Below are 12,990 nucleotides of genomic sequence, written 5' to 3' on the forward strand. Positions count from 1 at the left end.
TCTGCCAACTGTGATTCAAACTATATCTGTAGTGTATAGAAACTAGTATTAATTTTTTTAAATATAAAATAGATTGTTGCAATCAAAGGCAGTTAAAGGGGTAATGTGGTCAGCTATTGATAAATTTGCTGTTCAATTTGGGCAATTTTCGGTGAGTATATTGCTTGCTCGAATCTTACTGCCTGAAGATTTTGGACTTATAGGAATGTTGGCTGTTTTTATTGCTATTTCACAAACTTTTATAGAGAGTGGTTTAGGTACGGGGCTGATTCAAAGGCAAGAAAGAACTAAAGTAGATTTTTCTACATTGTTTGTTTTTAACCTTGTTGTAAGTACCTTAATCTATTCTGTTTTATTTTTTTCGGCTCCATATATAGCTAGTTTTTTTAAACAACCACAATTAGTTGCTTTACTTAGGGTTTTAAGTTTGAATCTTTTTATAATTGCTTTTTCGATTGTGCAGCGCACCCAATTAACGATTATTCTTGATTTTAAATCGATTGCAAAGAGTAATGTTGTTGGTGTAATTTTTGGAGGCATTAGTGGTGTGGTTGCTGCAATGAATGGTTATGGTGTGTGGTCCTTGGTTTATCAAATTCTAGTAGGGTCATTTGCGTCTTGCATTGTATTATGGTTTTTGAGCAATTGGAAGCCATCATTTGTGTTTTCTAAAAAATCTTTTCAATCACTGTTTAACTTTGGTTCCAAACTTTTGATAGCTGGGCTATATGCACAATTACTAAATAATGTATATAATATATTTTTAGGTAAGTTCTACCCGACTTCGACATTAGGGTATTATACAAGAGCTAAAAATTTTGCCGATATTTCATCGGGTACTATTTCTAGTATCTTACAGCAAGTTACATTTCCTTTGTTGGCATCAGTACAAAATGATAAGGAGAAAGTAGTATTTGTTTATAGTAAAATGATACGTCTTTCGGCATTTGTTATTATCCCAATGATGACCCTAATTGCTTTGTTATCAAAACCAATAGTATTGGTTTTACTAACGGATAAATGGATTTCTTTAATTCCGCTTTTGCAATGGATGGTTTTTGCTAGGATTTTTTTGCCCATGAGTGTAATTAATTTAAGTTTATTAAATGCAATTGGACGATCCGATTTATTTTTAAAAGTTGATTTGTCTAAATTTCCATTAACAGTTATAGCATTAATTATCACCCTTCCATTAGGGGTAAAAGCAATGATTATAGGACATGTAATTACATCGGCTTTGTCATTTATAATTAATGCTTACCTCCCGGGTAAATTTTATGGTTATGGTCCGTTACACCAATTAAAAGATATGATGCCAATTTTTGGAATAACTATAATAATGGCGGGCTTTGTTTTTATTACTACCTATATAGTTGAAGGCTTTCTTCTACAGTTACTTTTAGGTATACTTGTTGGCCTTGTTTCATATTTAAGTATTTGTAAACTTTTTAAACTAAGAGAATTGTCAGAATCTTGGGAATTGCTATCTAGATTATTTACAGAACGCTCTACACCAATTAAATAGTTTTTGAGACTTTGAAAACTACTTTTATTTAATTTGTATAAAAGTGTGTTTTTAATAATGGCTTTCCAGATAATATAGAAATAGATTCAAAACTATGCAATGGCGCTATTATTAAATAACTTAGATTACTATTTTAGTTTGAAATTTAGTAAATATTTTCAATATTTCCCTTTTTGCTAAAAAGGATCAGTTTGGATTGTAATAACTTTAACCTATATGACGAGTTATCGCAATTGTTAGAATCTACTAAAACGTTATAGTTATCTTGTTTTGTTGCGTTTTATGTAATGATTTATATGTTTTTTATTTTTTGTTAATGGAATAAAAGCTGTTATTGGTTATTTGTTGAGAATTTTTCAAGAAGCAAAAATCATGAATTACTGCCTTAATGTAAATTTAATGTTACGTAAATGTTTCTTAATTGTTAAATGTTTCTTTTTTTTAAAATATTTATATTCTCGAAATTATAGATATAGCATAATTTTAAGTGTTTTTTTTTATATATCTACTAAATTATAAAACGTTTTATTAAGTACTCAAAAAAAATATGCCCTTTGTGTTGTGATTCCACTATGTTTCTTCAATGTTTCATGATATTGTGCATCTAAAACTTCACTGTACATTTGTACCATAATAATTGAAAAACAGAAATATCATGAAAAAATTAGTAGTAATGTTAGTAGTTGCAATGATGGCCAATGTAGCATCGGTATCAGCAAAGGACATGTTTCCAAAAAAGAATTACGTAAAAGTAAATCAAGAATTATCAATGTTATTGAACCCAGATTCAGCAGTAGGTTTGTTGGAAGAAAGTCAAGTTGTTAAAGTTAAAATTCTTGTTACTGAAACAGGTTCTATCGTAGTGTTAAGTGCAGATACAGATAATGAATCTTTGGATTATTACATTAAAGAGAGTTTAAACTATAAAAAGTTTGCTACAAATGAATTAACTCCTGGAGCTCAGTATGAGTTTGCTGTTAACTTTAAATCATAATGTGTTTTATGAAAGAGGTTAACCCGATTGAAAATTAAGAATCCTAAGTTGAAAAGCTTAGGATTTTTTTTTGTTTTTTATCGAAAGTATCATTTTCATTTAAACTCCTATAATTTATTATGCAATTTATGCATGAAAAGTGTAGATAAAGTTTTTGTTTTAAAGATTCTGAATTACACTATAGTTTTTTATTGGGTTCTTCCCCCAGTGGTAGTTACTTTGTCTATTTTAAGGCTTATAAAAGCCTTTGTCTTAATTTCTTCTCGTCTTGATACTCTAGTTTATTTTTTGAATACAACTAATGAGATTTACTCCTATATAAGCTACTATGAATGATATTTCGTAGTTATGCTATTCTAGATTTTTTTTTCAAAAATAAATCCTTATTGATTTGATATAAAATTATTTTAATACTTAAGCGTAGGAAAAGTGTGTTCATTTTAAGTTAAAATAGGTTTTGGATGTTAATATTTCTTCTTTTGTGTATAAAATGAAAAAAGCTCATTTGTATGTGATGTGTAATTTTAAGTGCTTTTTTTTATACATCTATTAAAATAGAATAGTTTTATTAAAACGCTTCATAAAATTGAGGTGAATTGTTACTTAGTTCTAAATGTTAACGAAAAAAAAGTATGTTTTTTACACTGACATTATACTCTACCTTTGTCGAAGAAATACTTTTAAAAAATAAAAAAATGAAAAAAGCAATTATATTATCGGCACTTGCAATGGTTATGAGTTTCGGAACACTATCAGCTAAAGAATTAAGACCTAAGAAAAATCATAGTGCTATAAAACATGAAATTTCAAATTTACTAACTCCTTCAAATGATATTGCTAATATGGAAGAAGATGTTTCAGTAAAAGTAAGTGTTTTAATAACTCCAATAAATGAAATAGTAGTTTTGAAAACAAATAGTGCTACACCAGAATTGGATGAGTACATTAAAGAATCATTGAATTATAAAAAATTGTCTTCAAGTGATATAAAACCTGGACATAAATATGAGTTTGAAGTAAACTTCAGATCTTAATCATAATCTTCTCTAAGTAAAAAAAAATCCTAAGTTATGAACTTAGGATTTTTTTTTGTTTCCGTTGCTGTATTTTACTTTTTCAACAACTTGTACTTTCGGAGCCGCTTTTTTATCTTTTGATTTAAAAGAAGGCTTTTTCTTGAAATCTGCTTTACCTCCTGGCTTTTGATCACCTCTTGCACCTTCACTATCTCTAGGAGTAGCTTTAAATTCTGCTCTTTCCTTAGTTCCTTCTTTGGCTGGAATTTGTGCTTTGTGTTTTGCTAGTACATCTGTTGGATTCTTAGGATTTTCCTTTGTACCTCTTAAATGAATTACTAATGCATTCAAAAAGTTGCGCAATACTTGGTCGCCACATTCCATGTAATTAGGATGTTTTTCATCACGAAAAAAAGCTCCTAATTCAGATTTAGTAATTCTAAAATCTACAAGTTCTAGAATTTCTACTATTTGATCATCGCGAAGCATCAAGGCTACTCGCAATTTTTTGAAAATATCGTTATTGGTCATCATTGCTTATTATTTTTTACAAAGGTACGTTTTAAAAGTAATTCTGCTTACTATTGATTGAGAATAGCTATTATTTTATCCAAATCCTTTTTTTTGTGATTGGCAGTAAATACAATTCGGAATAATTCACCCTCTAGATTGGGGTATGCAAAATGTGTGATAATAATCTTTTCCTTACTAAGGATTGTTTTTAAATTGGGTATTTTAGGGTAAATCACTGGGTAATAAGGGGTGAAGTTGCTTTTTTTATCGAAATAAAGTTTAGAATCGACATAAGCTAAATTTCGAAGCAGTTTTATATGTTGCTTTTTATAAATGTCTTTCCCTTCGGCAATAGTTTGAACAAAAGCGGGATTCATGCCGGCACTAGAGACAAAGCTTGCATTTTTGCGAATTTGTGCTATAAAATCCATGTCAGATGCAATTACACCTCCGGTTAGTCCCATTGATTTTCCTAATGACGAGAACATTATCTTTCGTTGAATTGTTGGATATTTTATGGACGAAAAAATACCACACCCATGTGTTCCTAAGATCCCAAGGGAGTGTGACTCATCTAGAACCAAAGTGATAATTTTTGTTTTCGAAATCATTTCTAATACCGATAAGTCATTGGCTTTGATTAGTGATGAAGGTACAGCATCTGTCAAAATGGTGATTTGTTCTTTGGTTCCATTGAGCAATCTTGGATTAATTTTACCTTCTATAAATACTGCAAGACTATTCGGAGCTTGCAAAGCAGTGTGTATATTTGGAAAATGAAAAAAACAATCTGTTGATGGAGTGAGGATTTCGATGATAATTTTTCCTGCCAACATTCCCGAGGAAACTGTTAATGCAGCTTCTGATTGGATGAAATTAGCTAAAAACTGCTCACCATCATCATAAGCCGTAAGCTGAATATTTGCATTTCTAGAACTTCCATAGGTTGTACCCCATTTTAAAATATTTTTGATCAATAATTTTTTGAATTTTTTATGATTGGGTAGACCCAAATAAGATGTTCCACCAAAATAGAGGTATTTTTGGTGGTCAATCGTGAGGATTCTATCTGGACATTGTGTTACTTTCATATTTTTATTTTAGAACTACTCCTGTTCCATGTCCTGTAGCATAGGTGATCTTTCCTTGTGTAATTTGTACTCCGTTTGCAATATCTTCTGCCAATAGTAGTGGACCATCCATATCAACATAGTCAAGTTGAGGTAGCAAATGAGCAATAGCAGATATGCCGACAGAGGATTCTGTCATACAACCTACCATAGTTTTTAGACCAAATGTTTTGGCCTCTTGAATCATTCTACGAGCAGGGGTAAGACCACCACATTTTACAAGCTTAATATTTACACCATGAAAATGTTGGTAGCATTTCGCTACGTCTGTTTCAATAATACAACTTTCGTCTGCAATAATGGGTAAAACAGATTCTTTGTAAACTTTTGTATGACCCTCCCAGTTGTCTGCTTTTAAGGGTTGCTCTAGGAATTCGACACCTAACTTTTTTAATTCGATGGCATTTTTTATTGTTTCATTAACTCCCCAACCACAATTAGCATCAATTCTAAAGATGGCATTAGAGCGTTTTCTTAGTTCTTTGACTATAGCGAGATCTTCTTTTGTTCCCAATTTTATTTTATAAATGGGCCAAGGAAGTTCTTCCATCTTAGTAATCATTTTCTCAATACTATCAATTCCGATTGTATAATTTGTTATTGGATTATTTTCAGTGGTATAATTCCATAAATCGTATAATTTTTTTCCTTTTTTTCGAGCATATAAGTCATTGTAGGCCATGTCCAAAGCACACAAAGCAAATAAATCATCTTTAAGAAAAACATGCATTTTAGACCAAAATTCTCCTGGTGTATCATTGGTTATACTTTCAATCTGAGGGCGTATCGTTTCCAAGTCGGCTGTCATTTTTGGAATTGTGATATTATAGTAAGGATTGGAGGTCGCTTCTCCAAATCCTGAAAACCCATCAGCTTTTAATTCAACAATCATGGACGGCTGAATGTCAAATGATTCCCGAGAAATGGTGAAAGTATGTTTTAATTTTAAGTCGTATGCTCTGATGATTAGTTCCATAAATATAACTATTATAGGTTTTTATAATAAAATTAAATTTAGTGAATTTAAGCAAGAATTGTTATGCTTTGTTTTTAAAAATGTTTTTGTAGTTATAGATAATTCTTTAACGATTTAGTATGTTTTTGTTAAAATGTACAGGTGCTAAAAATTATATTCTCAAATAATCAATTGTTTTTTGGTTATTGTGATAAAAATGATAAATTAGCATAAATTAATATTCGAATGGACGTTTATCAAGAAAAGAAGAATTTATTACTAGATATGATCGCTTATGCGACAGTCGATGGAGAATTGGATAAAAAGGAATTTGACTTTTTATTTTTATTAGCCAATACCTTGGACATAGAAAGAGGAGGATTTATGGAGTTATTCTATAAAGGAACTACTTTGAAATTGCTGAAAGATCAATCTGTTCGTATTTTGCAATTTTACAGACTTGCTATATTAATGCAAAAAGATGGAATTTTGTTTATGAAGGATGCTACTGCTATCAAACAGTTTTCCATTCATATGGGGGTAAACCTTGATGCAGTTAAAAAAGTACTTAAAAAAATGAAAATAGCACCAGATACACAGATAAGTATCAATGAGTTATTGCGAATATTCAAAGATGTTGAATATCATTGATTTATTTGTTAGTTAAATTTGATGATGGATCAGTAACAGAATTTATATTTTGAATGAAGAATAAAGTATAGACTTAATTGATTTTATAATTTTTCCTGTAAGGCTTTAATCTCATCTCTTAATTTTGCTGCTTGCATAAAATCTAGTTCTTTTGCCGCTTTTTCCATGTTTTTACGCTTTTCGCGTATGCGTTTTTCTAGTTCTGCTTTCGATAAATATTCGTTTTCTGGTTCTGCGGCCGTATCAAGACTATTTCCTAATTCATAATTCACCAAAGAGCTTTTGACAAAAGCGCTTTCAATTTTTTTATTTAGTGCTTGCGGAACGATATTATTGGCAGTATTGAAGTTCATCTGCTTGGTACGACGGTAGTCCGTTTCGTCTATGGTTTTTTGCATACTTGCCGTAATTTTATCTGCATATAAAATTGCTTTTCCATTTAAGTTACGTGCTGCACGACCAATGGTTTGAGTGAGAGACCGGTGACTACGCAAAAAACCTTCTTTATCAGCATCTAATATCGCTACCAAGGAAACTTCGGGTAGGTCCAAACCTTCTCTTAATAAGTTGACACCTATTAAAACGTCAAATATTCCTTTTCGTAGATCTTGCATGATTTCTATTCGCTCCAAAGTATCTACATCAGAGTGTATGTAACGGCAACGTATATTTACTTTGGTTAGGTATTTTGCTAATTCTTCAGCCATTCTTTTTGTTAAAGTCGTAACTAGTACACGTTCATCCAATTCACAACGTACATGGATTTCTTCAATCAAATCATCAATTTGGTTCAAACTTGGACGTATTTCAATAATAGGATCCAATAGTCCAGTAGGACGAATAACTTGTTCTACATATACCCCCTCACATTTTTCCAATTCATAATCAGCAGGAGTTGCAGAAACATAAATTACCTGATTTTGCATGGCTTCAAACTCTTCAAATTTTAATGGTCTGTTGTCCATCGCTGCAGGTAGTCGGAAACCATATTCTACCAAATTTTCTTTACGGCTGCGATCACCTCCATACATAGCATGTACTTGAGAAAGCGTTACGTGGCTTTCATCTACGACCATTAAAAAGTCTTTTGGGAAATAATCTAATAAACAAAAAGGTCTCGTTCCTGCCAATCGACCATCAAGGTATCGAGAATAATTTTCAATACCTGAACAATAGCCCAATTCCCGAATCATTTCCAAATCAAAATTGGTGCGTTCTTCGAGACGTTTGGCTTCAAGATGTTTTCCGATTTCTTTAAAATAATCTACTTGTTTGACCAAATCTTGTTGGATTTCCCAAATAGCACCTTGTAGAACGTCTGGAGAAGTGACAAACATATTGGCGGGATATATAGTTAGCTTTCCGAATTTTTCAACTACCATTGATGTTTTGATATCAAAAGATTCTATTTCTTCAATTTCATCGCCAAAAAAATGAATCCTATAGGCATCGTCAGCATAACTAGGATATACTTCTACAGTATCTCCTTTTATTCTAAAGTTTCCGGGAGTAAAATCAGCTTCTGTTCTAGAATATAAACTTTGTACTAATTGATGCAGTAATTTAGTTCTCGAAATTACTTGATCTCTTTCGATCTCGATCACATTTTTCTGAAACTCTACAGGATTTCCAATACCATATAAACAAGAAACAGATGCGACCACCAAAATATCTCGTCGCCCCGATAGTAGGGAAGAGGTGGTACTCAAACGCATTTTTTCCAATTCTTCATTGATAGACAAATCTTTTTCGATAAATACGCCGGTTACAGGCATGAATGCTTCGGGCTGATAGTAGTCGTAGTAGGAAACAAAATATTCTACTGCATTATTAGGGAAAAATTGCTTGAACTCGGAGTATAGTTGTGCTGCCAAGGTTTTGTTGTGTGCCAAAACCAAAGTAGGGCGCTGTACTTCCTGAATTACATTGGCGACCGTAAAAGTTTTCCCAGACCCTGTAACTCCTAGTAGGGTTTGATAAGGATCACCATCATTAAGTCCTTGAACAAGTTTTTTGATTGCTTCGGGTTGGTCACCTTTGGGTTGATAATCAGATACGACTTGGAAGTTCATTGGTATTTCGTTGCAAAGTTTATATGAGCAAAGTTACAAAGTAATTGGTAAATAGAAGGTTCTTTATAATAGAAAAGCCATCAACTTTCGTTGATGGCTTTGTCTACTTATTACTTTTTTAGAATAATAAATTACTTTCCAAATGTATAACGCAAAGTCAATTGAGCTTGCCATACATCAGATGTAGAAGTATTTTTTTGGTAAGTATCTTTAAGCAAAACTTGATTTCCAGCTGAAATTTGTGTTGCCATCGTGTAAATTGGTTTGTTTGTAGCTGTGTCAATCCCTTTGGAAATTAAAGGACTTGTATTAGTAAAACGTTGGCTTACACCCCAATTTTTATTGATCATATTTGTAAAGTTCAATATATCTGCTCTTACTTGTAAGCTATTTTTATGCTTACCTGCTTTGATAAAGAAATCTTGAGTTATAGATAAGTCCAAACGGTGTAACATAGGGATAGTAGATGCATTTCTTTGTGCGTACTGTCCTCTTCTAGTTGATAAATATTTATCTTGATTGATATAAGCATCAAATGCAGCAATTTGTTGTGCAGGAGTAAATAATACTACATTTCCAGCAGCAGTTCCTCGTATTGAAGAATTTAGATCACCAGCAGTAATATTGTTAAATTCAAGTTCAGATGCAGAGTTTGGTACATAGATCAAATCGTTTCCTTTAATTTGGTCACCATTCATATCACCATTAACTGTGTAACTGTTTGCTCCTGTTTGTTCTCCAATATAACCTAAACTGAAAGAGGTAGCTCCTCCAAATTCTCCTCCATATTGAATTTTGTACCCTAGAGTTCCAACAATACGGTTAGGTGTATTGTTATTTGATTTTGATAAGGTCAAATCATTATTTCCATTTACTGTAGCAGTACCATTATAAGCACTAGCCGCTGTTGAACCTACTGAGTTTAAATCATATGCACCTGAGTGTGTATAAGCTAATGATCCCCATAGTCCACTTTGGTAAGCATATTCTAACTTGAATGTAGTAGAGTAAAAATAACCTTTGCTTTTACTTGTTAATACATAAGCTCCATTAACATTATCTACAACACGTACACCTGCATCAGTTCTTGCGTAACGCGCTCTATTATCAGTTCCTGAAAAATTACCAGTTGGTGCTTCTAAATTCGCATCATAATATGTTGCTGCATTGATGTTTTGTCCAAAAATACTTTCTACAGTTCCAGTGAAACCAAATGGTAATTTTTGATCAATTGCAAAAGTAGATTTCCAAACTTGTGGAAATTTATAATTAGTAGCTGTCGCGTTAAGTTGGAAATTTGGTGACGGCTCTAAAGATGAAGGTGTTAAAAATTTACTTGGATCTGCTGTAAATCCACTGGTAATATTGCTAAACCCGTTGATGATTGCACCACTATTTCCAATTGCATTACTCAATAATACATAAGGAGGACGTCCTGTAAAGATTCCTGTTCCTCCACGTAATTGTGTTGTTTTGTCTCCGTAAACATCTAAATTGAAACCAAATCTTGGTTCAAACAATATTTGACTTTTTTGCCCTTTTCCTGAATCAAATGTTTGTCCATCAGCAAAAGTAAGAGGTGCTACATCAACACCAGCTGCTGTTGTATAACCAGTTAAGAATTTGTTAGAAATTCCAGTATTAGCAAACCAAAGTTGTGAAGCTCTTAAACCAAATGTAATGTTTAATTTTTCGCTTACTTTGATGTTGTCTTGTGCGTACAAATCAATTTTATTAGATTTAAATACTTGGTTAGCATCGTCTCCACCTAGTAAAGAATAGTTATATTGTGTTCTACTTGGTTTGTTAACGGTAGTTAAAGCACCGTTTAATGTTGCTGCTTCGTTCATTGTAGCAACAAAATCTGCTATTGAGTTAAAGGTGTACGCAGCATTATTAGCAATTATAAAAGAGTTATTTGAAATAAACCTTTCGTAATTTGCTCCAAAAACCATCGTGTGTTTTCCTGCTGTAACAGTAACGTTGTCTGTGAAATGTAGTGTAGAATAATCTAATTTGTTTCCTTTTGTAAAAGGGTCTAAACCTGCAGAAATATATGTTGAACCAGATTGCAAAATATCTATCGTAGGGAAGATACCTCCACCTTGTAGTCCTCTGTTCTCAATTTGTTTATCATAACCTGCAATAAAGTTATTATTAGTCCTGTTCGATAATTTACTATCCAATTCTAATACGATCGAACGGGTATTATCTTGTACAGTATACCCACTATTTTGGTATGATAATGAGTTTACATTTGTTCTTCTGTTACCAGCACCTGCTGACGTAGAGTTTGAAATTAATTGATCAGACTCTGAGTCATGGTGAACATAACGAACATTCAATTTGTTATTGTCATTAAGATTCCAGTCAATACGAGCTAAGTATTTTGTAGAGGTTGAATTAGCATCATAGTCTTGGTAAGGTCCAGTTACATATCCAAAATTATCAAATAATGTTTTTGAAACTAAATTAAGGTCTGTTACAGAAGTTCTTGTAACCTGTCCTGTTTGAGTTCCAGATCCATCATTTGCTATCCAGTTAGTGGCTGGAGAAACGTTGTCTACTGTTTCAAAGTTACCAAAAAAGAATAATTTGTTTTTGATGATTGGCATACCCAATCTAGCACCATAAATTTTTTGATTGAATTTACCTGGAGAAATAGTGTTATCTCCTGCTTTTGTTCCCAAATATGTTTTAGAATTGTTTTGGTATGAATGATAAACAGATCCTTCTACATTATTACTACCACTTCTTGTAACAGCATTAATACCAGTTCCTATAAATCCTGATTGACGTACATCAAAAGGAGCGATATTAACTTGTAATTGTTCAATGGCATCCATAGAAATAGCAGTTGATCCTGTACGGCCCCCAGCTTGTGCGTCACCACCCAAACCAAAACCGTTATTGAATACAGAGCCATCAATAGTAAAGTTATTTAAACGAGAATCTTGTCCTCCAAACGATCCGTTACTTCCAGCATTTGCGTTGTATTTTGTTACACTATTGATAGAACGTGATCCTGTAATTGGGACAGCATTAATTTCCCTATTAGAAAATTGTTGAGAAGCACCTGTTTTATTTTTAGAAAACAAAGCATTTGTTCTTGATGATAGTACTACAACTTCTTGTAAAGCATTCATTTCTGCTTTCAGTACAATATTTATAGTAATGTTGTTTCCTAATGGAGCATTGATCTCAGTGATCTCAGTGGTAGTGTAGCTCACATAAGTAGCTTTCACAGTGTATGGTCCTCCTGGTTTAATAGCAGGAACGGTGTACCTTCCGTTCACGTCGGAATTTGCATAATACTTTGATCCAGTCGGTTCGTGGATAACCTCAATAGTTGCTCCTGGTAAAGCCTCGCCTTTGGCAGATTTTATAGTTCCAGAAATAGAAGATTTAGTTACCTGTGCCATTCCAATGGAAGTATAAGCAAGAAGTAAAATAAAAAGTAATTTTCTCATGTTAAAATTGTTTAAATTTTTTCACAAAATTCCTCTAATTTTTGCTTATCTATATTAAGAAATTGTTAACAAGTTGTGAAGATAATATGATTCATACTGCTTTTTTTGAATGAAAAAAATTACACAGGTTAACTTAATGTTAAGAAATGGCTGTTTTAAAGCTTTTTTTTGCTTATTTTTATTTGGTTTCTGAAACTATTTTAGTACAAAAATAGAGCTGTTTTCTATGGTGTTTTGTGGAGTGAAATAAAGTGTTTTTGCGAATACAGCATTTGTGCTAAGTTATTAATTTGAAACCAATAATTAATCTGTCAATTTGTTAGATAATTGGTTGTTTTTACTGCTTTTTGTTAAAACTTTTTTTACTATGTTAAGAAAATGTTTTTACTGTTATTTGAGTAATTTTTTGCTAATTCTTATTTATCAAAGAATTTAGCTCCTTAATACAACTATTTTGACTGTATGTGTAATTGATGTTTTTTATTAATATGGATTTAATCAAATATAGCTATGGCTGTTTTATTGATTATCTTATGTTCAAACGAAAATTGTAGAATATGGAAATAAGAGTATGATAGTTGAACTTTCAGTAGATTGACTCCGTTATAGTTTCCTTTACATTACAATCTCCAATTAATAGGATGTATTGGAGATTGATGTTACT

9 protein-coding genes are annotated in these 12,990 nt (G+C 32.1%); 4 read left to right on the forward strand and 5 right to left on the reverse strand.

Features of this window, described 5'->3' with window-relative positions; translation table 11 throughout:
* Positions 1 to 73: 73 nt before the first annotated feature.
* The 3 genes from M2326_RS10775 (at position 74) to M2326_RS10785 (ending at position 3,553) form a co-directional block, all read left to right on the forward strand.
* Entirely contained in the window at positions 74 to 1,525 is a 1,452-nt protein-coding gene (locus M2326_RS10775) for a lipopolysaccharide biosynthesis protein (RefSeq protein ID WP_264619568.1), read from the forward strand.
* A gap of 655 nt (positions 1,526 to 2,180) precedes the next feature.
* On the forward strand, positions 2,181 to 2,519 hold the full coding sequence (locus tag M2326_RS10780; RefSeq protein WP_264619569.1) for a hypothetical protein: 339 nt from the start codon (positions 2,181 to 2,183) through the stop codon (positions 2,517 to 2,519).
* 695 nt (positions 2,520 to 3,214) lie between these two features.
* Positions 3,215 to 3,553: a hypothetical protein gene (locus M2326_RS10785; RefSeq protein WP_264619570.1), complete on the forward strand. Its 339-nt coding sequence runs from the start codon at positions 3,215 to 3,217 to the stop codon at positions 3,551 to 3,553.
* Between the two features lie 42 nt (positions 3,554 to 3,595).
* Here the strand turns inward: M2326_RS10785 and M2326_RS10790 are convergent, their stop codons facing one another.
* Genes M2326_RS10790 through M2326_RS10800 form a run of 3 tightly spaced genes read right to left on the reverse strand, consistent with a single transcriptional unit; the run spans position 3,596 to position 6,154 of the window.
* Positions 3,596 to 4,066, reverse strand: coding sequence for a DUF1456 family protein (locus M2326_RS10790; RefSeq protein ID WP_264619597.1), 471 nt, complete (start codon positions 4,064 to 4,066; stop codon positions 3,596 to 3,598).
* 50 nt (positions 4,067 to 4,116) lie between these two features.
* Complete coding sequence (locus M2326_RS10795; RefSeq protein ID WP_264619571.1) at positions 4,117 to 5,139, reverse strand: aminotransferase class I/II-fold pyridoxal phosphate-dependent enzyme; 1,023 nt, start codon at positions 5,137 to 5,139, stop codon at positions 4,117 to 4,119.
* Positions 5,140 to 5,143: 4 nt separating this feature from the next.
* Positions 5,144 to 6,154, reverse strand: a complete 1,011-nt coding sequence (locus M2326_RS10800; protein ID WP_264619572.1) for a dipeptide epimerase — start codon at positions 6,152 to 6,154, stop codon at positions 5,144 to 5,146.
* 225 nt (positions 6,155 to 6,379) lie between these two features.
* Here M2326_RS10800 and M2326_RS10805 point away from each other — a divergent pair, with 225 nt between their 5' ends.
* A complete protein-coding gene (locus M2326_RS10805; protein WP_264619573.1) occupies positions 6,380 to 6,784 on the forward strand; it encodes an excinuclease ABC subunit B in 405 nt (134 codons plus the stop codon).
* Between the two features lie 83 nt (positions 6,785 to 6,867).
* Here M2326_RS10805 and uvrB read toward each other — a convergent pair whose 3' ends face one another.
* Positions 6,868 to 8,856 (reverse strand): excinuclease ABC subunit UvrB, encoded by a 1,989-nt coding sequence (uvrB, locus tag M2326_RS10810; RefSeq protein WP_319800840.1) that lies wholly within the window; start codon positions 8,854 to 8,856, stop codon positions 6,868 to 6,870.
* A gap of 131 nt (positions 8,857 to 8,987) precedes the next feature.
* Positions 8,988 to 12,326: a TonB-dependent receptor gene (locus tag M2326_RS10815; protein WP_264619574.1), complete on the reverse strand. Its 3,339-nt coding sequence runs from the start codon at positions 12,324 to 12,326 to the stop codon at positions 8,988 to 8,990.
* Positions 12,327 to 12,990 lie beyond the last annotated feature (664 nt).

It is taken from the genome of Flavobacterium psychraerolatum (assembly GCF_025960985.1).
GTDB lineage: Bacteria > Bacteroidota > Bacteroidia > Flavobacteriales > Flavobacteriaceae > Flavobacterium.